The sequence below is a fragment of the Mycobacterium neumannii genome (genome assembly GCF_002245615.1).
In the GTDB taxonomy this organism is placed as follows: Bacteria; Actinomycetota; Actinomycetes; order Mycobacteriales; family Mycobacteriaceae; genus Mycobacterium; species Mycobacterium neumannii_A.
The window spans coordinates 140,077-163,267 of the sequence record NZ_NKCO01000005.1 but is presented as its reverse complement, the minus strand read 5'-3'; the positions used below and the strand labels follow the sequence as shown (position 1 = coordinate 163,267).

24 protein-coding genes and 1 tRNA gene are annotated in these 23,191 nt (G+C 67.5%); 15 read left to right on the top strand and 10 right to left on the bottom strand.

The features are described 5' to 3' along the window. Nucleotides 1-30 precede the first annotated feature (30 nt). The 4 genes from CEX88_RS08980 to CEX88_RS08960 all read left to right on the top strand — a co-directional run bounded on the left by CEX88_RS08980 (nt 31) and on the right by CEX88_RS08960 (nt 3,626). Nucleotides 31-993 carry a metallophosphoesterase gene (locus CEX88_RS08980; RefSeq protein ID WP_066847013.1) on the top strand — a complete coding sequence of 321 codons (963 nt, stop codon included), beginning with the start codon at nt 31-33 and terminating at the stop codon, nt 991-993. After that, nucleotides 990-2,096, top strand: coding sequence for an L-cysteine desulfhydrase Cds1 (gene cds1 / locus CEX88_RS08975; protein WP_094293215.1), 1,107 nt, complete (start codon nt 990-992; stop codon nt 2,094-2,096). The genes CEX88_RS08980 and cds1 overlap by 4 nt, the downstream gene beginning before the upstream one ends. Before the next feature lie 344 nt (nt 2,097-2,440). After that, nucleotides 2,441-2,514 (top strand) — tRNA-Pro (locus CEX88_RS08965). A 92-nt stretch (nt 2,515-2,606) separates the two neighbouring features. Further along, nucleotides 2,607-3,626 (top strand): iron-containing redox enzyme family protein, encoded by a 1,020-nt coding sequence (locus CEX88_RS08960; protein WP_202931421.1) that lies wholly within the window; start codon nt 2,607-2,609, stop codon nt 3,624-3,626. Here the strand turns inward: CEX88_RS08960 and CEX88_RS08955 are convergent. After that, nucleotides 3,606-3,860 (bottom strand): CDGSH iron-sulfur domain-containing protein, encoded by a 255-nt coding sequence (locus tag CEX88_RS08955; protein WP_066847005.1) that lies wholly within the window; start codon nt 3,858-3,860, stop codon nt 3,606-3,608. The genes CEX88_RS08960 and CEX88_RS08955 overlap by 21 nt on opposite strands. Beyond that, complete coding sequence (locus CEX88_RS08950) at nt 3,857-4,552, bottom strand: HemK2/MTQ2 family protein methyltransferase (RefSeq protein ID WP_094293213.1); 696 nt, start codon at nt 4,550-4,552, stop codon at nt 3,857-3,859. The genes CEX88_RS08955 and CEX88_RS08950 overlap by 4 nt, the downstream gene beginning before the upstream one ends. 124 nt (nt 4,553-4,676) lie before the next feature. Here CEX88_RS08950 and CEX88_RS08945 point away from each other — a divergent pair, with 124 nt between their 5' ends. Next, on the top strand, nt 4,677-5,348 hold the full coding sequence (locus CEX88_RS08945; protein ID WP_094293212.1) for a phosphodiesterase: 672 nt from the start codon (nt 4,677-4,679) through the stop codon (nt 5,346-5,348). Here CEX88_RS08945 and CEX88_RS26030 read toward each other — a convergent pair whose 3' ends face one another. From CEX88_RS26030 to CEX88_RS08935, 3 genes are read right to left on the bottom strand one after another with little or no spacing between them, the layout of a single operon-like run. After that, nucleotides 5,349-5,510: a hypothetical protein gene (locus tag CEX88_RS26030; RefSeq protein WP_164674022.1), complete on the bottom strand. Its 162-nt coding sequence runs from the start codon at nt 5,508-5,510 to the stop codon at nt 5,349-5,351. It lies immediately after the preceding gene. Nucleotides 5,511-5,521: 11 nt separating this feature from the next. Beyond that, the gene (locus CEX88_RS08940; protein WP_094293211.1) at nt 5,522-6,508 is read right to left on the bottom strand and encodes an LLM class F420-dependent oxidoreductase; all 987 of its coding nucleotides are present in this window, start codon (nt 6,506-6,508) and stop codon (nt 5,522-5,524) included. 49 nt (nt 6,509-6,557) lie between these two features. Beyond that, a complete protein-coding gene (locus tag CEX88_RS08935; protein ID WP_064399344.1) occupies nt 6,558-7,022 on the bottom strand; it encodes a GatB/YqeY domain-containing protein in 465 nt (154 codons plus the stop codon). 82 nt (nt 7,023-7,104) lie between these two features. Here CEX88_RS08935 and CEX88_RS08930 point away from each other — a divergent pair, with 82 nt between their 5' ends. The 5 genes from CEX88_RS08930 to CEX88_RS08910 are packed head-to-tail and all read left to right on the top strand — an operon-like array spanning nt 7,105 to nt 12,409. Then, nucleotides 7,105-8,331, top strand: a complete 1,227-nt coding sequence (locus tag CEX88_RS08930; RefSeq protein WP_202931428.1) for a hypothetical protein — start codon at nt 7,105-7,107, stop codon at nt 8,329-8,331. Nucleotide 8,332: 1 nt separating this feature from the next. Continuing rightward, entirely contained in the window at nt 8,333-8,986 is a 654-nt protein-coding gene (locus CEX88_RS08925) for a DUF4129 domain-containing protein (RefSeq protein ID WP_094293210.1), read from the top strand. Next, on the top strand, nt 8,983-10,128 hold the full coding sequence (locus CEX88_RS08920; RefSeq protein WP_094293270.1) for a DUF4350 domain-containing protein: 1,146 nt from the start codon (nt 8,983-8,985) through the stop codon (nt 10,126-10,128). The genes CEX88_RS08925 and CEX88_RS08920 overlap by 4 nt, the downstream gene beginning before the upstream one ends. Beyond that, nucleotides 10,125-11,087, top strand: coding sequence for an AAA family ATPase (locus CEX88_RS08915; protein ID WP_068195986.1), 963 nt, complete (start codon nt 10,125-10,127; stop codon nt 11,085-11,087). Before CEX88_RS08920 ends, CEX88_RS08915 begins: the two co-directional genes overlap by 4 nt. Next, nucleotides 11,087-12,409: a DUF58 domain-containing protein gene (locus CEX88_RS08910; RefSeq protein ID WP_094293209.1), complete on the top strand. Its 1,323-nt coding sequence runs from the start codon at nt 11,087-11,089 to the stop codon at nt 12,407-12,409. The genes CEX88_RS08915 and CEX88_RS08910 overlap by 1 nt, the downstream gene beginning before the upstream one ends. Here CEX88_RS08910 and CEX88_RS08905 read toward each other — a convergent pair. Next, nucleotides 12,406-13,398 (bottom strand): stage II sporulation protein M, encoded by a 993-nt coding sequence (locus CEX88_RS08905; protein WP_066846973.1) that lies wholly within the window; start codon nt 13,396-13,398, stop codon nt 12,406-12,408. The two genes, CEX88_RS08910 and CEX88_RS08905, sit on opposite strands and share 4 nt — an antisense overlap. A 28-nt stretch (nt 13,399-13,426) precedes the next feature. Between CEX88_RS08905 and CEX88_RS08900 the strand changes: the two genes are divergently transcribed. Beyond that, a complete protein-coding gene (locus CEX88_RS08900; protein ID WP_094293208.1) occupies nt 13,427-14,290 on the top strand; it encodes an RDD family protein in 864 nt (287 codons plus the stop codon). Nucleotides 14,291-14,306: 16 nt separating this feature from the next. Here CEX88_RS08900 and CEX88_RS08895 read toward each other — a convergent pair whose 3' ends face one another. Next, a complete protein-coding gene (locus CEX88_RS08895; protein WP_094293207.1) occupies nt 14,307-15,641 on the bottom strand; it encodes a carotenoid oxygenase family protein in 1,335 nt (444 codons plus the stop codon). A 79-nt stretch (nt 15,642-15,720) separates the two neighbouring features. Between CEX88_RS08895 and CEX88_RS08890 the strand changes: the two genes are divergently transcribed. Both CEX88_RS08890 and CEX88_RS08885 read left to right on the top strand, forming a co-directional pair. Next, nucleotides 15,721-16,278, top strand: coding sequence for a PadR family transcriptional regulator (locus CEX88_RS08890; RefSeq protein ID WP_094293268.1), 558 nt, complete (start codon nt 15,721-15,723; stop codon nt 16,276-16,278). 29 nt (nt 16,279-16,307) lie between these two features. Continuing rightward, on the top strand, nt 16,308-17,180 hold the full coding sequence (locus CEX88_RS08885; protein WP_094293206.1) for an oxidoreductase: 873 nt from the start codon (nt 16,308-16,310) through the stop codon (nt 17,178-17,180). Here the strand turns inward: CEX88_RS08885 and glpK are convergent. Next, the gene (glpK, locus tag CEX88_RS08880; RefSeq protein ID WP_238382018.1) at nt 17,177-18,643 is read right to left on the bottom strand and encodes a glycerol kinase GlpK; all 1,467 of its coding nucleotides are present in this window, start codon (nt 18,641-18,643) and stop codon (nt 17,177-17,179) included. The two genes, CEX88_RS08885 and glpK, sit on opposite strands and share 4 nt — an antisense overlap. Before the next feature lie 96 nt (nt 18,644-18,739). On the opposite strand from glpK, the gene CEX88_RS08875 reads away from it, so the two are divergent. Beyond that, a complete protein-coding gene (locus CEX88_RS08875; protein WP_420799204.1) occupies nt 18,740-19,573 on the top strand; it encodes a class I SAM-dependent methyltransferase in 834 nt (277 codons plus the stop codon). A 127-nt stretch (nt 19,574-19,700) separates the two neighbouring features. Here CEX88_RS08875 and CEX88_RS08870 read toward each other — a convergent pair whose 3' ends face one another. Continuing rightward, nucleotides 19,701-20,843, bottom strand: a complete 1,143-nt coding sequence (locus CEX88_RS08870; protein ID WP_238382006.1) for an acyltransferase family protein — start codon at nt 20,841-20,843, stop codon at nt 19,701-19,703. 10 nt (nt 20,844-20,853) lie between these two features. Beyond that, nucleotides 20,854-21,654 carry an MBL fold metallo-hydrolase gene (locus CEX88_RS08865; RefSeq protein WP_094293204.1) on the bottom strand — a complete coding sequence of 267 codons (801 nt, stop codon included), beginning with the start codon at nt 21,652-21,654 and terminating at the stop codon, nt 20,854-20,856. Nucleotides 21,655-21,702: 48 nt separating this feature from the next. On the opposite strand from CEX88_RS08865, the gene CEX88_RS08860 reads away from it, so the two are divergent. Further along, the gene (locus CEX88_RS08860; RefSeq protein WP_202931419.1) at nt 21,703-23,187 is read left to right on the top strand and encodes a glutamate-cysteine ligase family protein; all 1,485 of its coding nucleotides are present in this window, start codon (nt 21,703-21,705) and stop codon (nt 23,185-23,187) included. Nucleotides 23,188-23,191: the final 4 nt, after the last annotated feature.

Sequence of the window (23,191 nt, the reverse complement as noted above, 5' to 3'; positions counted from 1 at the left end):
GTCGGGTCCACTGGCAGTAGGCTCTGCAGCATGTCCGCCCGTTCGACGACGATCTTGAAGAACTCCGCCGCAGCGTCCGCAGGCGCGCTGGTCGCCGGCATCGGCTACGCAGCGGTGATCGAGCGCAACGCCTTTGTGGTGCGAGAAGTGACGATGCCGGTGCTGGCACCCGGGTCCTCACCGTTGAAGGTGCTGCACATAAGCGACATCCACATGCGTCCCGGACAGCGGCGCAAGCAGGCCTGGCTGCGCGAGCTGGTCGCCTTGGAACCCGATCTCGTGATCAATACCGGCGACAACCTCGCCCACCCCAAGGCCGTGCCCGCCGTGGTGCAGTCGCTGTCGGAGTTGCTGTCGGTCCCGGGCCTGTTCGTGTTCGGCAGCAACGACTATTTCGGGCCGACGCCGAAGAACCCGCTGAACTACCTCACCCGGCCCGGCCATCGCGTCCACGGCGAACCCCTGCCGTGGCAGGACCTGCGGGCGGCATTCACCGAGCGTGGCTGGCTGGACCTGACCCACACCCGCCGCGAGTTGGAGGTGCGCGGCCAGTTGATCGCGGCCGCAGGCGTCGACGACCCGCATCTGTCGCGGGACCGCTACGAGACCGTCGCCGGTCCGGCCAGTCCCGCCGCGAACCTCACACTGGGGCTGACCCATTCGCCGGAGCCACGGGTCCTCGACCGGTTCGCCGCCGACGGCTATCAGCTGGTGATGGCGGGCCACACCCACGGCGGCCAGTTGTGCTTGCCGTTCTACGGCGCCCTCGTCACGAACTGCGGCCTGGACCGGTCGCGGGTCAAGGGCCCGTCGCGCTGGGGTGCGCGCACCCAACTGCACGTCTCGGCGGGCATCGGCACCTCGCCGTACGCGCCGCTGCGGTTCTGCTGCCGTCCCGAGGCCACGCTGCTGACACTGGTCGCTGCCCCGATCGGCGGTCAGGACGCGGACGCTCGGGCGGGCACGTCCCATCCGAGCGTCGCGGTGCGGTGACCAACAAGGCCCTCACCGCAAGCCGGAGTAGCCCACGCGCGTGGGTCGACGACGCCGTCCGGTTGATCGAGGCCGACGCACGCCGCAGCGCAGACACCCACCTGTTGCGCTATCCGTTGCCGTCGGCCTGGTGTGACGGCTGCGATCTGCAGCTGTACCTGAAGGACGAGACGACCCACATCACCGGCAGCCTCAAACACCGGCTGGCGCGGTCACTGTTCCTCTACGCGCTGTGCAACGGGTGGATCGAGGAGAACACCACGATCATCGAGGCGTCGTCGGGGTCGACGGCGGTGTCCGAGGCTTACTTCGCGGCGCTACTCGGCCTGCCGTTCATCGCCGTGATGCCGTCGTCGACGAGCACCAGCAAGATCGCGTTGATCGAAGCTCAGGGCGGCCGTTGCCATTTCGTCGCCGAGTCCAGTCAGGTATACGCCGAGGCCGAACGGCTCGCCGTAGCCACCGGCGGACACTACATCGATCAGTTCACCAACGCCGAGCGGGCCACCGACTGGCGCGGCAACAACAACATCGCCGAGTCGATCTTCGAGCAGATGCGCGACGAAGCGCACCCCGTGCCCGACTGGATCGTGGTCGGCGCGGGCACCGGCGGGACAAGCGCCACCATCGGCCGCTACATCCGCTACCGGCGCTACGCCACCCGGCTCTGCGTGGTCGACCCGGAGAACTCGGCCTTCTTCCCGTCATACGAGCAGGGCCGCGGTGACGTCGTCACCGGTATGTCGTCGCGCATCGAGGGGATCGGCCGACCGCGGGTGGAGCCGTCGTTTCTGCCTGGCGTGGTCGACCGAATGGTCGTCGTACCGGACGCCGCGTCGGTCGCCGCGGCCCGGCACGCCAGCGCGGTGCTGGGCCGGCGGGTGGGACCGTCGACGGGGACGAACCTGTGGGGGGCGTTCGGCCTGCTGGCCGAGATGAGGAACGAGGGTCGCAGCGGATCAGTGGTGACACTGCTCGCCGACAGCGGTGACCGCTACGCGGAGACCTACTTCTGCGACGAGTGGCTGACCAGCCAGGGGTTGGACCCCTCGGAGTTCGCGTCGGTATTGGCCGAGTTCGAACGCTCGGGGCGCTGGCCCTGATCGTCGTCACCGCCGATCAGCGGGCCGTCGGAGGTGAGGAAAAGCCACACCGCGGCGAGAACGAAGAACCCCAGGTAGATGGATGCGCCTAAGCCAGTCATCTTGTCCTCGCTTCGTCGTTTGGTTACATGATGAACAACGCCACCGACAACTCGTTGCTTCCCGCGGCGTGTCGCAAATCACGACTTCGGCCGAGCACTTGTGCCGTCGCGAGGCGTACACCAGGGTCGCGATCCGGTGGCGGATCGCAGCCCTGGTGTAGCTCTCGCGAACGGGAAGGCCCGCACGCCCGAAGGCGTTTGGCTAGGCGACCCGCTGGTGCGATACGCTGTCGTGGCTTCACGCGGGGTGTGGCGCAGCTTGGTAGCGCGCTTCGTTCGGGACGAAGAGGTCGTGGGTTCGAATCCCGCCACCCCGACTGCGAAAGTGTCGGCTTCAGATTCGCTGTGAGCCGAACGACTGATACCGAACATGCGTTTGACCGGTGCGGATGAGGGTATTGAGAAGGGCGTGACTTTACCGTCGACGCGGGTCGAACCTGCCCTGCCGAAGGCCGCCGGGCCACTGTCTGCAGCCGTCATCGATCTCCTGCAGCGCGGCCGTCCGTCGTTGCCGCTGCGTCCGATCGACGTGCCGATGTTCGACGCGGATCCGTACGGCCTCGATCTCCAACTCGCGCTCTACATCTGCTACGAGCTGCACTACCGCGGCTTCGCCGACGTGAGCCCGCGCTGGGAGTGGAACCCCGCGCTGCTGCACCTGCGCGGCCGGTTCGAGGAGGCGTTCCTGGACGCGGTTCGCGAGGACGTCGGCGAGATCGCCGAAGGCGAGACCGCGGAAGCCGAGATGGACAAGCTGTCGATCGAACCGGTGGACGGCGAGGGTCCGTCATACTTCCTGCGCGACAAGGGCACCTGGGAGCAAATGCTCGAATACTTCGTGCACCGCTCGGTGTATCACCTCAAAGAGGGCGACCCGCACGCCTGGACCATCCCTCGCCTTACCGGACACTCCAAGGCGGCGTTCGTCGCAGTCGAGTTCGACGAGTTCGGCGGTGGCCGTGGCGAACACGTGCATCAGCACCTGTACGCGCAGTTGCTGGATGCCGCGGGCCTCGACTCGTCGTACCTCGGCTACCTCGACCACGTCTCCGCCGACGCATTGGCATCGGTGAACCTGATGTCGTTGTTCGGGTTGCACCGCGAACTGCGCGGCGCGTCGATCGGGCATTTCGCGTCGACGGAGATCACCTCGTCGCCCGGCTCGCGGCGGCTGGTGGAAGCGTTGCGCCGGATGGGCGCTCCCGACGCCTGCGTGGCGTTCTACCACGAACATGTGGTGGCCGATGCCGTGCACGAGCAGGTGGTCCGCACCGATGTCGTCGGCGATCTCGTCGCCAGGGAGCCGCATCTGGACCGCGACGTCGTGTTCGGTATGCGGGCGTTGGACGTGGTCGAGGGCCGCCTGGCCACGCACCTGATGAACTGCTGGACCGAGAACCGCTCGTCGCTACGCCGGCCGCTGAGCTGACGCGACTTTGTCGTCGGGCACGTCGCCCTTAGTAGACATGTCGGCGCGCTTGCGACGCCGGTGACTGGTGTCGCACAACGGATAGTCCTTGCTGCGCCGGCACGTGCACACCGCGACCATGAACCGGTCCGATTCCACGACTTGGCCGTCGGGCATCTCGATGCGGACCGGCCCCTGCACCATCAGCGGGCCGTTCGGCACCACCCGCACGGTGCGCGGTTCGGCATCGCTCATGGCTTGTCCGCCCGGATCACCAGCAGTTCCTCTTCGCGGCGTCCCGGTTCGAGGCGGCCGCACTCCTCGAGCCACAATGCCCGCGACGACAGCACCGGTCCGAATGGGATCCACTGCCGTGCAACGATTTCCGCGTCGAGACCGGCGCAGGCAAGTGCACCGAGCGTCTGCCGCGGATCGGCGAACTCCGACTGCACCAGCAGCAGGCTGCCTCCGTGGTCGAGAAGGTCGGGCACCGTCGCGCACAGCGGGTCGAGTACGAGCCGGCCGTCGCATCCGGCATCCCACGCCCGAGGGGGTCCGACGTAGGCCGGGAGGGGTTCGCATTCGGCGCTCGGATCGTGCGGTACATACGGCGGATTGCAGACGACCAGGTCGAACGGTCCGAATTCGACTGCCCGCGCCCATGATCCGAGATGCACATCGACGTCGACTCCGGACGCGACCGCGTTTGCCCGCGCACATCGCACCGCGCGTTGGCAGATGTCGAAGGCGGTCACCGATGCGGCACCCTGTTCAGCGGCCCCGATTGCGACGACGCCGCTTCCGGTACACAAATCGACCACGTGCCGGCCGCGTGCCAGCGCCATTTGGTCCATGACCTCGATGAGCAGCTGCGAATCTTCCTGCGGCGCGTAGACGCCCTCATCCGCGATCAGGGGCCCACGGACGTCGGTGTATGCGGTTGTCACAACGGCCTTTCGACAGGTTCCTCTGCTGCGCAATGCAGCATTGCCCGGAATTAATGCCCGGTATCGGGGGTGTTGAAACGTGGGTGCTCGTTTTGCTGCGACGCCGCGGGGGCACACCTCTACCGTGCAAGCCTCCGATATCGCCTCGCTTCCCATCCGCCTCGGCGCCGCCATTCGGGACCGGCGGCTGTTTCATCCGTCAGGGGTGATGGCCGAGGGCATCCTCGAACGTATCGCCCCCGAGGGTGAAGGGCTTCCGATGAACTCCTGCGACGTCATCGCACGTGTCTCCAAGGGTATCGGTTTGCCCGGCGCCGCTCCGGACGTCGCCGGTCTGGCTTTTCGGATTCCGCCGCCGCCGGATCTTCGGGCCTGCAGTCCGTGGGACGTGCTGTTGGCGTCGACGCTCTCGGGAACGCGCGTCGGCCTGGCCCCCGTCCTGTCGTGGTCCGGGGCGACGTTCTCCAGCCTGATGCCGCTGCGGTATCACGACGCGCTGTGGTGGGTGCGCGCCCGGCTGGCCACCCGGATCGACGCGCCGGGGCTGTCGCTCGACGCCGTCGAAAAGCAGATCGACTCGTCCGGGCTGGCATTCACTATCGACCAGGCACCGGTCAAGGGCGGGTTCCGCCCGCTGGCCCGGTTGACCCTTCGCCACGTCGACCCGAGCTGTGACGACATCGCGTTCGACCCGGCCCTGCACAGCGATCCCGAGGTCGAGTTGGCCCCGCGCTGGCTCGGCGACTTCCGGCGTTCGGCGTACAAGCGCAGCAGGCAGGGCCGCGACGCCGAGTGATCAGGCCGTAGGCTCCCCGCCGGATTCCGCGACGTCCGGGGCGTTCTCGCGGGTTGCCATGCCGCCGTCGCCGCCCTCGTCCTTCGGCCCGGTGCGCTGCGCCTTGCGCTTGTCGCGCTCGTCGGCGTCGTCGTCGTCGTAGATGCCTTTTCCGGTCGGCATATCGGTCCCTTCTAGTTGGCTGCGGAACGCAGCTTGTCCAGCAGCGGCGCTGCGGCTTCCTTGAGGAACTGCTCTTGTCCCTCGTCGCCGATCTGCACGAGCGCGATATCGGTGAAGCCGGCTTCCCAGTACTTGCTGACCGCCTCGACGATCGCATCGAGATCGGGTCCGCAGGGGATGGATTCGGCCACGTCCTCCGGGCGCACGTATTGCGTCGCACCGTCGAAGCCCGCGGTGGTCGGAAGGTCGGAGTTGACCGCCCACCCACCGCTGAACCACCTGAACTGGTCGTGCGCCCGACGCACCGCGGCGTCTTTGTCGGTGTCCCAGCAGACCGGGATCTGCCCGACGACGCGCACGTCACCGGGCAGGCCGGTGGCGCGCCTGGCCTCGTGCCACGCATCGACGAGATCCCTATTCGGTTCGACGGCGATCAGGTGATCCGACAGCGGCGCGAACGTCTCGACCGACCGCTCACCCGAAACCGCGGTGGCGATCGCGACGGGGGTCTCAGGGAGGTCCCACAGGCGTGCGGAGTCGACCTCGAAGTACTCGCCCTTCCAGTCGACGAGGTCTCCGGTGAACAGCTCGCGGATGATCTGGATCGCTTCGCGCAGCATCTCCTGGCGTCGCGCCACCGTCGGCCAGCGCTTGCCGACGACGTGCTCGTTGAGGTTCTCACCGCTGCCCAAACCCAGCGTGAAACGGCCGTCGGCGAGGATCTGCAGCGTCGCGGCCTTCTGCGCGACGATCGCCGGGTGGTAACGCATCGTGGGGCAGGTGACGTAGGTGAACAGCTCCACACGCTCGGTGGCGTGGGCGACCGCGCCCAGCACCGACCACGCGTACGGCGCATGTCCCTGTGCAGACAGCCACGGGAAGTAGTGGTCGGAGGACACCTCGAAGTCGAAGCCCGCGTGTTCGGCCGAAACCGCGTAGCGGACAAGTTCTTTTGGCCCGCTCTGCTCTGTCATCAGGGTGTACCCGAACCGCGTCATGGCTGCGGGGTACCCGAGCCCCACCCCGCGAAAACGGGTGCCCGGCTCGCTACAGCCTGGCCTTCACCGCCGCCGAGAGCCGTGCACCGTCGGCCTTACCGGCCGCGATGGCGGTCGCGGCCTTCATCACCAGCCCCATCTGCTTGGTGCCGGGCCGCTCACCAATCTCCTCGGCGACCTGTGCGATCGCGGTGTCGGCGACGTCGGCCAGTTCTGCCTCGGTCAACGGAGTCGGCAGGTACTCATCGATGACCTGCGCTTCGGCATGCTCGTTGGCGGCGAGTTCACCACGCCCGTTCTGCGTGTAGATCTGTGCGGACTCGCCACGTTTCTTGGACTCTCTGGCCAGCACCTTGAGTACCTCGGCGTCGGTCAGCTCGCGCGACTCCTTGCCTGCGACCTCTTCTGTGGTGATGGCTGCGAGCAGCATCCGTAGCGTCGCGGTGCGCAGCTTGTCCTGCGACTTCATCGCCGCCGTCAGGTCGCTTCGCAACCGTTCTTTGAGTTCGCCCATGAGCCAAAACTACGCTGCGCTCGGCCGCGACGACCGCCCGACGACGTTGTCAATTCGCACCGTCCTCGACAGGATAGTGGCCATGAGCACCGACGCCGGCGGGTCCGGTTTTGCAGGCCCACCGCCGCCGGGTTATCCACCGCGGGGGTATCCGCCGCCGGGGTATCCGCCGCCGGGCTATCCACCGCAGGGGTATCCGCCGCCCGGTTATGCGCCACCGCCGGGGTACGGCCCGCCGGGTTACGGCTCCGGCTATGGCCAATCGGGTTACGGGCTGCCCCCGGGTTACGGGCCACCGGGTTACGGGCCTCCCCAGGGTTACGGGCCGCCCGCACTCAAGCCGGGTGTCATCCCCCTTCGCCCGCTGACGCTGTCGGACATCTTCAACGGTGCGGTCGCTTACATCCGGGCGAATCCCAAAGCGACGCTCGGGTTGACGACCATCGTGGTGGTCGCCACCCAGCTGATCGCGCTGATTCTGTCCGTCGGCCCGCTCGCTGTCGGCGGGCAACTGATCCCCACGCTCAGCGGTGAGGAGGAGGTGTCGGCGGGTGTGCTGGTGAGCACCATGCTGTCGAGCCTCGCCGGATCGGTCGCGACCGGGTTGGCCGCGATTCTGCTGAGCGGTCTGCTTACCGTCGTCGTGGGCAGGGCCGTCTTCGGCTCTGGGATCACCATCGGGCAAGCGTGGCAACGGCTTCAGGGCCGGCTGTGGGCGCTGATCGGCTTCTCCGTTCTGGAGGTCCTCGGCGCGATGCTGTTGATCGCTGCCGTGGTCGGCATCATCTTCGGGGTCGGGGCCGCTGCGGGTGGCGCGGCCGCGGTGCTCATCGGAATCCCCTTGGTACTGGCGTTGATTGCGGCGTTGGTGTACCTGGGGACGATGCTCACGTTCACTCCGGTCATCATCGTCCTCGAACGACTCGGCATCGTCGACGCGGTCAAGCGGTCGTTCGCCTTGATCAAACGAGACTTCTGGCGGGTATTGGGTATTCGCCTGCTCGCCGTGATCGTCGCGCAACTCGTCGCCGGCGCCGTCGCGTTCCCGTTCAGCCTCGGCGGGCAGATAATCCTGATGGCGGCCACGACCACCACGGCCGCGCTGTTCGCCTTGGTCATGGTGTCGGTCGGAGGCGCGATCGGCCAGATCATCACCGCACCTTTCAGCGCGGGTGTGGTGGCGCTGCAGTACACCGACGGCCGCATCCGCAGAGAGGCCTTCGACCTGGTGTTGCAGACCGGCGCCGGCTACGGTCCCACCGCCCCGTCCGACTCCACCGACCACCTGTGGCTGACCCGCCAGAACTGACGTGCCGACCATAGACATCGACAGCGATGCCGCGCACGAGGCGGCGCAGCGCGAGCTCGCAAAACCGATATATCCCAAGCCTTCCCTGACCGACCGGGTCAGTGAATGGGTCGACGATCTGATCTACCGGCTGGCTGCGGAGGGCTCGTCGATACCGGGCGGCTGGGTGACGATCACGGTCCTGCTGATCCTCGTGGCCGTCGCGGTGGTCCTGGCGATCCGGATCGGGCGCCGGGCCATGCGAACGGGCCGCGGCCACACCGAGGCGTTGTTCGGCGAGCACGATATGACGGCAGCACAGCATCGGGCGACCGCCGAACAGTGCGCGACGGCAGCGGACTGGGCCGCGGCGATCCGGCATCGCCTGCGGGCCGTCGCCCGACAGTTAGAGGAGACCGGTGTGCTCGACCCGGTCCCCGGCCGCACCGCCACCGAGCTTGCTCGTGACGCGGGCCGCCAGCTCCCGCAACTGAGTGACGAACTCGTCGCTGCTTCAACGGCATTCAATGACGTCACGTATGGCGAGATTCCGGGCACCGAGAAGGCTTACCGGCTCATCGCCGATCTCGACGACCACGTGAGGTCGCGTGCTCCGGTGGCTGCCTCGACCCCTTTCACCCCCGCCGCGTCTGACGGGTGGGCCGAGATCCGATGACCGACACCGCCGTGGAGCCCACGCTGCGCACACGATGGCGCGGAGCGCGCTGGGTCGTGCTGGGGTTGGCCGTCATCGTCGCATTCGCCGTTCTCAGCGCCTACCTGACCGCACCTCGTCCCGGGGGATGGATGGACCCGAACTCCACCGGGCCGGACGGAGCGCGGGCCTTGATGACGTTGCTGGCCGAAAACGGGGTCGACGTCGTCGAAGCGCCCGACGTGGCCGCGGTGGAGGCGGCCGCGCGGCCCGACACCCTGCTTGTCGTGGTGCAGACCTATCACCTCGTCGACGAGGGAGTGCTCCAGCGTCTTGCGGCGCTACCGGGTGATCGCCTGCTGGTGCAACCCAATTCACGCACTCGCGAAGCACTGGCGCCCGAGGTGAAGCTGAGCGGAGCCACCACGTTCGGCGGCGGCGAACGCCCTGACTGCGACCTTCGTGAGGCCACCCGCGCCGGGGCCGTGCAGTTCAGCGTGAGCGACGCCTACGAGGTCGCCGGCGACGGCATTGACCTGACGCGCTGTTACGAAGGCGCGCTGGTCCGCTACACCGCCGACGGCCGGGACATCACGCTGGTCGGCGATACCGGGTTCATGACGAACCGCGGCCTGCCCAAGGCGGGCAACGCGGCGCTCGCGATGAACCTCGCAGGCACGAATCCGCGAATGATCTGGTATGCGCCCCAGTTCACCGAGGGCGAATCCGACGGCGCGGCAAGCCTGTTCGATCTCGCACCCGAACACGTGGGCTGGATCCTGTGGCAACTGGTCGCAGTGGTGGTGCTACTCGCGCTCTGGAAGGGCCGCCGCATCGGTCCACTGGTCGCCGAACGCCTGCCCGTGGTCGTGCGAGCCTCCGAAACCGTGGAGGGGCGCGGCCGTCTCTACCGCTCGCGGCGTGCCCGCGACAGTGCGGCAGACGCGTTGCGCACCGCCGCGCTACAGCGCATGCAGCCCCGCCTCGGCCTTGGCGTCAACCCCGATCCGGCCGCGGTGGTCCAGGCGGTGGCCGCACACAGCGGTGTCCATCCCCAGGCGATCGCACACACCTTGTTCGGCCCGCCACCCGGCGACGACGTCGAACTGGTCAACCTCGCACGCGAACTCGACAACATCGAAAGGCAGGTCGCATACTCGTGACTCAGTCAGGCGGAAACGATTCCGCGCGAACCGCATTGCTGGCGCTGCGCGCCGAGATAGCCAAGGCGGTCGTCGGACAGGACGCCGTGGTCAGCGGACTGGTGATCGCGCTGCTGTGCCGCGGCCACGTTCTCCTGGAGGGGGTACCCGGCGTCGCCAAGACGCTGCTGGTGCGCACGCTGGCCTCGGCACTGCAGCTGGACTTCAAACGCCTGCAGTTCACGCCCGATCTGATGCCCGGTGACGTCACCGGCTCACTGGTCTACGACGCGCGCACCGCGGAGTTCGAGTTCCGGTCCGGTCCCGTGTTCACCAACCTGCTGCTGGCCGACGAGATCAACCGGACGCCACCCAAGACGCAGGCCGCGCTGCTGGAGGCCATGGAAGAACGCCAGGTCAGCGTGGAGGGGCAAGCCCGTCCCCTGCCGGATCCGTTCATCGTTGCCGCAACCCAGAACCCGATCGAGTACGAAGGCACCTACCAACTGCCCGAGGCACAGTTGGACCGCTTCCTGCTCAAGCTCAACGTGCCGCTGCCGACACGCGAGCAGGAGGTCGCGATCCTGAATCGGCACGCGCACGGTTTTGACCCCCGGGACCTGTCCCACGTGCGACCCGTCGCGGGAGCGGCGGAGCTCGCGGCTGGGCGGGCCGCCGTGCGCGAAGTCCTGGTCGCCGACGAAGTGCTCGGCTACATCGTCGACATCTGCGCCGCGACAAGGCATTCACCGTCGCTGCAGTTGGGAGTATCACCGCGCGGGGCGACCGCCCTGTTGGCGACGGCAAGGTCGTGGGCCTGGCTGTCGGGACGCAACTACGTGACTCCCGACGACGTGAAGGCAATGGCCCGTTCCACCTTGCGCCACCGCATCCAACTCCGGCCGGAAGCCGAGTTGGAGGGCGTCACACCCGACGGCGTGCTCGACGGGACCCTCGCGGCAGTACCGGTGCCACGCTAGTGATCCTCACCGGGCGCTCCGCGCTGGTCGCACTGGTGTGCGTCCTGCCGATCGCGGTCTCTCCCCGGCCCGCGTCCACGTTCGCCGTCCTGCTCGGTGCGCTTGTCGTACTGATCGGGCTCGATGCCGCCCTGGCGGGCAACACCCGCCGCGTGCGGTTCACCCGGTCCGGCGACACCACCGCCCGGCTTGGCCAAGACGTCACGGCCGTTCTGCACACCGATAACTCCGGCAGCCGGCGCATCAACGGCGTCGTGCGCGACGCGTGGCCACCGAGCGCGCGGGCCCATCCCCGTCTCCATCCGGTGAACCTGGCCGCGGGTCAACAACTTCGATTCGAAACGACGCTGCGGCCGGTGCGCCGAGGCGACCAGGAATCGTCGTTGGTCACCGTCCGCGCGACGGGGCCGCTTGGGCTGGCCGGACGGCAGAGCTCGCACCGGGTGCCGTGGCGGATCCGGATTCTGCCGCCGTTTCTGTCGCGCAAGCACCTTCCCTCACGGCTGGCCAAACTTCGTGAGCTGGAAGGCAATACACCGGTCCTGATTCGCGGGCAGGGCACCGAGTTCGACTCGCTGCGCGAATACGTGATCGGCGACGACGTCAGGTCGATCGACTGGCGGGCCTCCGCTCGCTGCGCCGACGTGGTGGTCAGAACGTGGCGCCCGGAACGGGACCAGCGCGTGGTGATCGTGCTCGACACCTCTCGCACATCGGCGGGCCGCGTCGGCATCGATCCGACCTCGAACGATCCGTCGGGGTGGCCACGGCTGGACTGGTCGATGGACGCCGCGCTGCTGCTGGCCGCGCTGGCCTCGCGGGCAGGCGACCACGTCGACTTCCTGGCCCACGACCGGGTCACCAGGGCCGCGGTGTTCAACGCTTCGCGTACCGAGCTGCTCGCTCAGCTGGTCGCGGCGATGGCCCCGATCGAGCCGGCGCTGATCGAATCCGATGCGGGCGCGATGGCCGCCGCGGTGCTGCGCCGCGTCCGCAGGCACGCGCTGGTGGTGCTGCTCACCGACCTCAACGCGTCAGCGCTCGACGAGGGCCTGATGAATGTGCTTCCGCAGCTGACGGCCAAGCACGCGGTGCTCGTCGCCGCAGTGGCCGATCCCCGGGTCGAGGCGCTTGCCGCAGGCCGCGCCGACGCCCCGCAGGTCTATGACGCCGCAGCGGCCGAACGGGCGCGCAACGAGCGGCGTGCCATCGCGTCTCGGCTGCGGCGCCGGGGCGTCGATGTGGTCGACGCCGCACCCGAGGAGCTGGCGCCCGCCTTGGCCGACCACTACCTGGCCCTCAAGACCACCGGCCGTCTCTAGCCCACCGGGACGACGTCGGGAGCGTCCTCGACGTCTCCGGTTTCCCCCGCCTGCTCGGCCTTGCGCCCGAAGTAGAAGATGTAGGCCAGGAACGCGATCTCGGCGGCCACACCGATGGCGATGCGCGCGGCGGTCGGCAACGGCGACGGCGTCACGAGCGCCTCGATGAGGCCCGAGATCAGCAGGACCGCCACCAGCCCGCCCGCCACCGCGCCGATCGCACGACCCTGCTCGGCGAGCACCTGTCCGCGCGGCCGGTCACCCGGTGAGATGACGTTCCAGCCCAGCCGCATACCCGCGCCGGCAGCCAGAAACACCGCGGTCAGTTCGAGCAGCCCGTGCGGTGTGATCAGGCCGAGGAAGATGTCACCCTTGCCCGCGCCGAACATCAGTCCCGCCGCCACACCGAGGTTGGCGGCGTTCTGGAAGACCACGTAGGGAATCGGAATACCAAGCAGGATCGCAAAGCCGAGGCACTGCAACGCAATCCACGCGTTGTTCACCCAAACCTGCAGCGCGAACGAGCCTGCCGGGTGCTCGCTGTAGTACGCCGCGAAGTCGTTGTTGACCATCTGATCGATCTCGTCGGCCGTTCCGATCATGGCCCGCACCTCCGGGCTGCCCGAAACCCACACCGCGATAATGGCGGCCAACGCGAAGAACGCGAAGGCCGTACTGAGCCACCACCACCGCGACCGATAGGCGACGACGGGGAACGACACGGTCCAGAACCGCACGAACTCACGCCACAGCGGGGCGTGCGCGCCCGTCACCGCGGCTCGCGCCTGCGCGACCAGCCCCGAGAGCCGGCCGACGATCACCGGCTCCGCGTTCGCGGTGCGCACGATCGACAGATGCGTCGACACGCGCTGGTAGAGATCGACCAGCTCGTCGACCTCGGGACCGGTGAGCTCTCGACGCCGCTTGATCAGGTGCTCGAGCCGGTCCCACGTCGGACGGTGCGCGAGCACGAAGGCGTCGACATCCACGCGGTGAATCCTAGTAGCGTTGACCCTTATGGTCTGGCAGCAGGAACCCGTCGTGACCGGCGACGCGGTGGTCCTCGACGTCCAGATCGCCCAGCTCCCCGTGCGTGCCGTCGCCGCGCTGATCGACATCACCGTGGTGTTCCTGCTCTACCTGATCGGCATCCTGCTCTTCAGCCTGACGCTGACCCAATTGGACCCGGCGCTGTCGGCGGCAGTGCTGATCATCTTCACCGTGCTCGCCCTGCTCGGATATCCGCTCGTTTTCGAGACCGCCACCCGGGGGCGTTCGCTGGGCAAGATGGCGATGGGCCTTCGGGTGGTGTCCGAAGACGGCGGCCCAGAACGGTTCCGGCAGGCGTTCTTCCGCGCGCTGTCCGGAGTGATCGAGATCTGGATGCTGGCCGGTGGTCCTGCGGTGATCAGCAGCCTGTTGTCGGCCAAAGGGAAGCGGCTCGGTGACATCTTCGCGGGCACCATTGTGATCAGTGAGCGCACACCACGGATGTCGCCTCCCCCGCCGATGCCGCCGCAGTTGGCGTGGTGGGCATCGTCGTTGCAGCTCTCCGGGCTGCAGCCGGAGCAGGCCGAGCTGGCACGCCAGTTCCTCGGCCGCGCAGCGCAATTGCATCCGACTGTGCGCGATCAGATGGCGTACCGCATCACCGCCGACGTCGTCGCGCAGATCTCCCCGCCCCCGCCTCTGGGGACACCGCCGCAGATGGTGCTCGCGGCGGTGCTGGCCGAGCGTCACCGCCGGGAATTGGCGCGTTTGCAGGTGACGCCTGCGCCGCCGCGATGGCCGGGACCCCCACCGTCGCCCGGTGGGTATTCATCACCACCTCAGCGATATTCGGCGCCACCCAATCCCGGCGGCTTCGCACCACCGGGATGAGGGAGTCCACCCGATATCAACCGGTGATCCAGTTGCCGTGGAAGCCGTAGGGAACACGTTGCGGTAGCGCGATTCTCGCGACCGGCGGACCGGCGAATTCGGCGGCGTCGATGATGACGAGATCGCTGCCGTCGCGCGCGGGATCGTATACATAGCCGAGGTACCAGCCGCTGCTCTCGTCGGCGGCACCCGATGACGACGGAACGAACACCGCCTCACCTGGGCCGCCGGGCGCACCGGGGGTCCCGAATGCGTGCTCGACCGCGTCGCCCGTGGTCAGGTCGTAGCGCAGTAGACGACCGTCGCCGACCACCACGGTGTAGCGCGCGGGCAGTGTCGCCAGGCGGTCGTCGATGCGCGGGAACTCGACCGGGCGGTCGTCGAGTTGGCGCTCGGTGACGGTGCCGGCCGACAGGTCGATCGTCCACGTCCACAGCACAGCATCGGCCTCGAAACCATCGGTGTCACGCCACAACTCGGGATATCGGACCGCCTGCAGCACAATCGAATTCCCGTCGTCGTAGGCGTTGGCGACGTGGAAGACGTAGCAGGGTGCGATGTCGAACCACCGCACCTCGCCGAAGGGGTCATCGCGGCGCAGCACACCGAGGCGGGCGCCGTAGTCGTCGTTCCAGCGGTAGGGCATCTCATCGTTGCCCTTCGTCGCGACGTCGAAGTCGAACACGATCGGCAGATCCATGAACACCACGTGAGAAGCGGTCAGGGCGAAATCGTGCATCATCGTCAGGGCGGGCACCTCGAGCGGCCGGTTGACGGTCAGTTCGCCGTTGGCATCGGCGCGGTGGTAGGTGACGTGCGGCGCAAAGATGTTGCCGTATCCGAAGAAGTGCAGTTCGCCGGTCCGCGGGCAGATCTTGGGGTGAGCGGTCATGGAGTCCAGCAGCTTGCCGCCGAAATCGTATGCCCCGACCGTCTCCAAATCGTTGGTGATCTCGTAGGGCAGCGACGATTCCACGAGTGCCAGCGTTTTGCCCGCGTGGTTGACGACGTGGGTGTTGGCCACGCTCGAGCGCAGGTTGCGGGTGCCGTCGGCGTTGTAAAGTCCGAAGTCCTCGATGAAGCTGTCGGTGCGCACCCAGCGGTTGCGATACCACTTGGCGCGGCCGTCCTCGATGCGGACGCCGTGGATCATGCCGTCGCCGGTGAACCAGTGCGCGGCGGCCTGGCGCGGGTTCGGGCCGTTGCGCAGATACCAACCGTCGAGTTCGGCCGGGATGGCGCCCTCCACGGGCAGGTCGTACTCGGTCAGTTCGTCTGCGACGGGCGCATAGTTGCCGCGCCTGAAGAATTCGTCCGCGCCGAAGAGCGTGGATTCCGTCGTCTCGGTCATGGGATCTCCTTGCGTGCTGCGATAGGGCCACACTGACATGTCAATAGTGACCTGTCAATAGTGGATGTACGATTACGCGGTGAGTCTGCGAATCGCCGCGCTGGGCCTGCTCGCCGAGAAGCCGGGCAGCGGATACGACCTGCTGAAGCTCTTCGAGGAATCGCTGGCCAATGTCTGGCCCGCCACCCAGAGCCAGCTCTACGGCGAGCTGAACAAGCTCGCCGATGCCGGGCTGATCGAGGTCGCCGCGATCGGCCCGCGGGGGCGCAAGGAGTACCAGATCACCGACGCGGGGCGAGCCGAACTGCGGCGGTGGATCAGCAACCCCCAGGACGATCCGCCTTTTCGCAGTACGAGCCTTCTGCGGGTTTTCCTGCTCGGCGAGATCCCCCGCGAGCAGGCGCGCGCGCAATTGACGGAGATGGCCGAGCGTGCCGACGCCGAGGTCACGCGGCTCGAAGCGCTGCGCGACTCGATCGACTGGGGCGACGGCGAGGGACCGGACTTCGGGCTGGCGGCCCTCGACTACGGACTGCGTATGCACACGATGCACGCGGAGTGGGCCCGTTCGGTGATCGGGCAGATCGACGCCACATCGGCTAGATCGACTGATCCGAGGAGCCGCCTCGTCGAATAAGCCCGGCGGGCAGGGTGTACGGATTGTGTATGCAAACCTTGCCGCTGGGCTCAATCCATGTCGGACGCGTCGGCTTCGGCGCGATGCAACTGCCGGGTCCGGGTGTCTTCGGTCCTCCGCGCGATCGCGAGCAGGCGCTGGCCGTGCTTCGGCGGGTGGTCGAGCTCGGCATCAACCACATCGATACCTCGCAGTTCTACGGACCCGACGTCGCCAATGAACTGATTCGCGAGGCGTTACATCCTTACCCCGCCGATCTCGCTCTGGTCAGCAAGGTGGGTGCTCGCCGCGACGACGTCGGTGCGTGGCTGCCTGCACAGCAGCCCGACGAGCTGCGGGCCGACATCGAAAAGAACCTCCGCACGCTCGATACCGACCGACTGACGGCGGTCAACCTGCGCATCCATTCCGACGACCCCACTGCGGCGGCTGCGGTCGACCGGGAGCTGTTCGACCGGCAGCTGACCGCGATGATCAAGGCGCGCGACGAAGGTCTGATCGGCGGCATCGGGTTGAGCGGCGTCGGCGTCGACCATCTGCGGATCGCGCTGGACCGCACCGAGATCGTCTGTGTGCAGAACGCCTACAACCTCATCGACCGCAGCTCGCAGCCGGTGCTCGACGCGTGTATCGAGCGCGGTATCGCGTTCGTGCCGTTCTTCCCGCTGGGCTCGGGCTTCGTCGCCGACAACCCGGTACTGGGGCATCCGGCGGTCAAGCGGGAGGCCGAAAAGCTCGGGCACACACCGGCCCAGATCGTGCTCGCGTGGACGCTGAACGTCGCACCGAACGTGCTGCTGATCCCCGGCACGTCGTCGGTGGCCCATCTCGAGGAGAACACGGCGGTCGCCGGCATCGAACTCGACGATGAAACCAAACGCGACCTCGACGCGGCCGGCTAATCGACGTCGACCCAGTCCAGCGTGCGCTGCACCGCCTTCTGCCAACCGGCATAACCGGATTCGCGCTGCTCGTCGCTCCACGACGGCGTCCAGCGCTTGCCTTCCTGCCAGTTGGCCCGCAGGTCGTCCGCGTTCTCCCAGAACCCGACCGCCAAGCCGGCGGCATAGGCCGCGCCCAGCGCAGTGGTTTCAGCGACGACGGGCTTGACGACGTCGACACCGAGCACGTCGGCTTGGATCTGCATGCACAGGTCGTTGGCGGTGATACCGCCGTCGACCTTGAGAAGCTCCATGTGCACACCGGAGTCGGCTTCCATCGCGTCGACGACGTCGCGGCTCTGGTAGCAGATCGCCTCCAGTGTCGCGCGGGCCAGGTGCGCGTTCGTGTTGTACCGCGACAGCCCGACGATCGCGCCGCGGGCATCCGAACGCCAGTACGGCGCAAAGAGTCCGGAGAACGCCGGAACGAAGTAGACGCCCCCGTTGTCGTCGACCTGGCGCGCCAGAGACTCGCTCTGCGCCGCGCCGCTGATGATGCCGAGCTGATCACGCAGCCACTGCACAGCCGAACCGGTGACCGCGATCGAACCCTCAAGGGCATAAACGGGTTTCGCGTCGCCGAACTGGTAGCACACCGTGGTCAACAGCCCGTTCTCCGACCGGACGATCTTCTCGCCGGTGTTGAGAAGAAGGAAATTGCCTGTGCCGTAGGTGTTCTTGGCCTCCCCCGCACTCAGGCACACCTGCCCGACCATGGCCGCCTGCTGGTCACCGAGCGCTCCGGTCAGCGGCACCTGGCCGGCAAGGGGCCCGTTGTCACGGGTGATGCCGTAGGACTCCGGGCATGACGACGGCTTGATCTCGGGCAGCATCTGTCGCGGTATGTCGAAGAACGACAACAACTCGTCGTCCCAGTCGAGCGTTTCCAAATTCATCAGCATGGTGCGGCTGGCGTTGGTGACGTCGGTGACGTGCACCCCGCCGCGGGTCCCTCCGGTCAGGTTCCACAACAGCCACGAGTCCGGAGTCCCGAACAGCGCGTCGCCGTTCTCGGCGTCGCGCCGTACGCCGTCGACGTTCTCCAGAATCCATTGGACCTTGCCTGCCGAGAAGTAGGTCGCCGGCGGCAGGCCGGCCTTGCCGCGGATCACGTCGCCGCGACCGTCGCGGTCCAGTGCCGAGGCGATGCGGTCGGTGCGGGTGTCCTGCCACACGATCGCGTTGTAATACGGTCTGCCCGTCTGCTTGTTCCACACCAGCGCCGTCTCGCGCTGGTTCGTGATGCCGAGCGCGGCGAGGTCGGTCGCCGACAAGTTCGTCTTGTTGAGCGCGGACATGATGACGGCCGCGGTGCGCTCCCAGATCTCGACGGGATTGTGCTCTACCCACCCGGCTTTCGGCAGGATCTGTTCGTGCTCGAGCTGATGGCGACCGATCTCGACGCCGCCGTGGTCGAAGATCATGCATCGAGTACTCGTGGTGCCCTGATCGATCGCGGCGATGAACTCGGCGTTTCCAGCCAACTCGCGCTCCCCTCTTGCTGCGGTCCGTCGTCCATCATGGACTACATGGCCGAAAAGCCCGCCGGGATTGAAGCCGGAACGCTGAGCGCATCCAAGATCGACCGCATGCCGCGCGGCGGTCCCGACGCGTCCTGCCTGGACCGCCTGTTGCAGACCGATCGGCTCGAGTATCTGGACTGCGACTCCGACGCGCCGGTCGACGCCGCCCGCAAGCGCAGCGTGATCCGCGCGCTCGAGTGGACCGGCGGATGGTTCGGCAGCACCGAGCGGTTCGCCGAGATCGCGCTCGCCGAGGTCGAGGACGTCGCGGACCCGAAGATCCTCGAACTCGGGGCGGGTCACGGCGCGCTGTCGCGCACGCTGCTCGCCTGGCACCCCTCAGCGCGGTTGACCGTCACCGACGTGGACGCGGCGAACGTGACGGTGATGGCCGCCGGCGACCTCGGGGAGAACCCCCGCGCGACCGTCCGTGAGATGGATGCCACGGCGATCGACGCCCCCGACGCCTCGTTCGACCTCGCGGTCTTCGCGCTGTCGTTTCACCACCTGCCGCCGGCCGCGGCCGCGCGAGCGATCTCGGAAGGCACCCGGGTGGCAGCCAAGTTGGTCGTCATTGATCTGCCGCGACCGCCGTCGCCGCTGCATCTGGTGCGCCTGGCGACCATGCTGCCGTTCGTTCCATTGCTGCCGTTCGTACACGACGGCGTGATCAGCTCGCTGCGGTCCTACAGTCCGTCGGCGCTGCGGGCACTGGCCGCGTATGCCGACCCCGCGATCGCGGTCGAGCTACGCGGCGGATTGTTGAGCCCTCAGGTCGTCGTGGCTCAACGCGGCGCCCCGGATCCGTTGCGACCGAACGGCCAACGCTGATAGCCGAACTCGATGAAGGCATCGAGCACGTCGTACAGACCCGGATGGCGCGCCAGCAGAGACCCAATCATCCTCACGCCGAGGGTGATACCCGTCTTTTCACTTGTCAAACGTCGATCGTTGCAGGTCAGGTTCGCGGACGGGTGAGCCGATGCAGAAGCCACGCAACCGGAATCGTCAGTATCAGCGTCACGACGAACAGCACCACCACCGAACCGGTGTACACGCGCCACTGCAGCACCGACACCATCGCGATCTCCATCACGATCACGTGCAGCAGGAAGATCTCGTAGGAGATCTCACCCAGCCACACCATCGGCCTGCTGCTGAGTAGCCCTGCGTACCAGCCTGTGTCGCCGAGGGCCAACGGCGCGACAACCAGCGTTGCGATCGCCGCGTAGAACATCACCTTGACGATGTCTTGGCCGAGATCGAGCGCAGGAGCGTCGATGCGCCCGGCGATCGGTGTCGACACCACCAGGTACGCCGCCACCGCCAGCGGCAGCGCGATCACGGTATAACAGCGAAAACCGGTGCGCGCCAGCACGCTGAGGGCCATACCGCCCACGAACCACACGAGGTAGTGCGGAAGCCACAACCCCGCGCCGTTGGGCAGCCAGTCCGTTCTGTGGATGACCAAGAGCCACAGCGGGCTCAGCGCACCCAGCACCGCCAGCGCGGCCAGCAGTACACCGGGGCGCCACTGGCGCCGGCACAGGATGACCAGCAGTAGGTAGGCCAACACCGGCAGCGCCGCGTAGAACGCCACTTCGACCGCGAGACTCCACATCTGGGTCAACCCCTGATGCATGTAGGCCGTGATGTACTCGCGGCTGTAGATCTGGGTGAGCGTGAGGTTGCGGACCAGGCCGTGCCAGGTGTGGCCGGGATTGGGCTCGATGGGCCGGAACTCGTACAGCGCGAACGCCAGCAACACCGTCACCACATAGGCCGGCATGATGCGCCGCACCCGATTTCGGGCGTACCGGCGTATCGGTGGCGGCGCGGCGCCGGTCGCCGCCGAGCGCACCCATCCGTTGAACAGTAGAAATCCCGACAACACGAAGAAGATCGCGACGCCGATCTCCATACGTGCGAACATCAGCCCGACGTATCCGCGGTTGTAGGCGCCGGTGCCGTACGCGGCGTGGGTGGCCATGACCAGCAGTGCGGCGACGGCTCGGATACCCGTGAGCGATGCGACGCGATCGACCCTCGAGACCTGTTCCAGACCGCCTTGGTCCAGCTCGCCCGGCCATTGTGCTGACACTGCGTAAGTATCAAACCGTGACCGAGGAACCGCGCTCCAATTCGATGATCCGGTCGGACAGGCCGCGGCGCTTCATCTCGTCGACGAAGTCGGACAGCGGGGACGCGAACACCCCGTAGTCGTCGAAATGCACCGGGATCATCTTGGGAAGGTTCAGCAGTTCGACCACGTCGGCGCCCTGTTGTCCGTCCATCGTCACGGTCAGCCCGAACGGCAGGTGCCTGCCGAACGGCAGCCGGGTACCGCCCAGGTGCAGCACGCCGACGTCGATCGATTCGAATCGCTCTGGTATTTCCCGTAATTCGTCGACGAACAGGGTGTCGCCGGAGACGTAGAGCCTGCGGCGGGCAGCGCCGTCGGAGAACTCGATCATGCTGCCCATCACCGGCGGCAGGAACCGGTCGACCGGCGTGGGAGCGTGCCGACCCGGCAGCGAGGTGACGGTGGCGCTCACCGTGCCCTTGGTGATCGTGTGCTGCTGCCAGGTGTCGAGCGCCAACGACCGGCCGAACCCGCGATGGGTCAGCCGTTTGGCGGCGTGCGGAGTGGTCAGGATCGGAAGATCGTGGTCGAGGCGGCTCTGCGTCACCCGGTCCCAGTGGTCGCCGTGCATATGCGACAGCACCACCGCGTCGAGGGCCGGCAGCTGTTCGATGTCCAGCGCCGGTCCTTTGAGCCGCTTGGACAGCAGCCCGTATCCGAGGTACGCGTGCTGCCCCTGGTGCAGGAAGTTCGGGTCGGTCAGCAGGGTGATGCCGCCGCCGGAGATCAGCGTGGTGGCGGTGCCGATGAAGGTGACGGTGACGTCCATCTGCCTCACCTACCCACCACGGCCGGGTTTATGCCGAACAATGGCGGTGTGGGCGAGGAAGTGAAGGGCACCGGCTACAGCGGCGCGCACCGCCGGGAGTACCGCCGCAAGGTGCAGCAGTGCCTCGACGTCTTCGAGACGATGCTCGCCCAGTCGAGCTTCGACTTCGAGCGGCCGCTGACCGGGATGGAGATCGAGTGCAATCTCGTCGACTCGGCCTATCAGCCCGCGATGAGCAACGCCGAGGTCCTGCGCGCGATCGCCGATCCGGCGTATCAGACCGAATTGGGCGCTTACAACATCGAATTCAATGTGCCGCCGCGGCGGTTGCCCGGGCGCGCCGCGCTCGACCTGGAGACCGAGGTCCGGGCGAGCCTCAATGCGGCCGAGACGAAGGCCAACCGGCACGACGCGCACATCGTGATGATCGGGATCCTGCCGACGTTGCTGCCCGAGCACCTCGCGGGCCGGTGGATGAGCGAGTCGACGCGGTACCAGGCGCTCAACGACTCGATCTTCACCGCCCGCGGCGAGGACATCCTGATCGACATCGTCGGGCCGGAGCGGCTGAGCCTGCAGACCGCCACCATCGCACCCGAGTCGGCGTGCACAAGCATGCAATTGCACCTTCAGGTGTCGCCGGGCGACTTCGCGCAGAACTGGAACGCCGCTCAGGTGCTGGCCGGTCCGCAGGTGGCGCTGGGCGCCAACTCCCCGTACTTCTTCGGCCACGAACTGTGGGCCGAGACCCGCATCGAGCTGTTCGCCCAGGCCACCGACACCCGGCCCGACGAACTCAAGGCCCAAGGCGTCCGGCCGCGAGTGTGGTTCGGGGAACGCTGGATCACGTCGATCTTCGACCTGTTCGAGGAGAACGTGCGCTACTTCCCCTCGCTGCTGCCCGAGCTGTCCGATGAGGACCCGGTCCGTGAGCTCGCCGAGGGCCGCACGCCCAGGCTTTCCGAGCTGCGGCTGCACAACGGCACCATCTACCGGTGGAACCGGCCGGTGTACGACGTCGTGAACGGCCGCCCGCATCTGCGCGTGGAAAACCGGGTGCTGCCCGCAGGGCCGACCGTCGTCGACATGATGGCCAACGCCGCCTTCTACTACGGCACGCTGCGCGCGCTGTCCGAGGAGGAGCGGCCGCTGTGGACGAAGATGAGCTTTGCTGCGGCACAACACAATTTCGTCACCGCCGCCCAGCACGGTATGGATGCCCGGCTGTACTGGCCCGGCTACGGCGAGGTGACCGCCGACGAGTTGATACTGCGCGAACTGCTGCCCATGGCCGACGAGGGCTTGCGCCGCTGGGAGGTCGCGTCCGAGGTGCGCGACCGGTACCTTGGGGTCGTCGAGGGACGCGCCAAGACCGGCCGCAACGGCGCAACCTGGCAGGTCGCGACGGTGCGCGCGCTGCAGGAGCGCGGTATGGCGCGGCCCGTCGCGCTCGCGGAGATGCTGCGCCGCTACTGCGAGCGCATGCACAGCAACGAACCCGTCCACACCTGGGGCGAGGGATTCGACGAGTGAGAGT

Bases quoted from the DNA above. Each gene is read 5' to 3' on its own strand.
- CEX88_RS08955 (WP_066847005.1), bottom strand. From the start codon at position 3,860: ATGAGCGATGCCGAACCGCGCACCGTGCGGGTGGTGCCGAACGGCCCG.
- glpK (WP_238382018.1), bottom strand. From the start codon at position 18,643: ATGATCTTCGACCACGGCGGCGTCGAGATCGGTCGCCATCAGCTCGAG.
- CEX88_RS08940 (WP_094293211.1), bottom strand. From the start codon at position 6,508: ATGACGCGGTTCGGGTACACCCTGATGACAGAGCAGAGCGGGCCAAAA.
- CEX88_RS08895 (WP_094293207.1), bottom strand. From the start codon at position 15,641: ATGACCGAGACGACGGAATCCACGCTCTTCGGCGCGGACGAATTCTTC.
- CEX88_RS08900 (WP_094293208.1), top strand. From the start codon at position 13,427: ATGGTCTGGCAGCAGGAACCCGTCGTGACCGGCGACGCGGTGGTCCTC.
- CEX88_RS26030 (WP_164674022.1), bottom strand. From the start codon at position 5,510: ATGCCGACCGGAAAAGGCATCTACGACGACGACGACGCCGACGAGCGC.
- CEX88_RS08865 (WP_094293204.1), bottom strand. From the start codon at position 21,654: ATGGACGTCACCGTCACCTTCATCGGCACCGCCACCACGCTGATCTCC.
- CEX88_RS08935 (WP_064399344.1), bottom strand. From the start codon at position 7,022: ATGGGCGAACTCAAAGAACGGTTGCGAAGCGACCTGACGGCGGCGATG.
- CEX88_RS08875 (WP_420799204.1), top strand. From the start codon at position 18,740: ATGGACTACATGGCCGAAAAGCCCGCCGGGATTGAAGCCGGAACGCTG.
- CEX88_RS08980 (WP_066847013.1), top strand. From the start codon at position 31: ATGTCCGCCCGTTCGACGACGATCTTGAAGAACTCCGCCGCAGCGTCC.
- CEX88_RS08930 (WP_202931428.1), top strand. From the start codon at position 7,105: ATGAGCACCGACGCCGGCGGGTCCGGTTTTGCAGGCCCACCGCCGCCG.
- CEX88_RS08920 (WP_094293270.1), top strand. From the start codon at position 8,983: ATGACCGACACCGCCGTGGAGCCCACGCTGCGCACACGATGGCGCGGA.
- CEX88_RS08885 (WP_094293206.1), top strand. From the start codon at position 16,308: ATGCAAACCTTGCCGCTGGGCTCAATCCATGTCGGACGCGTCGGCTTC.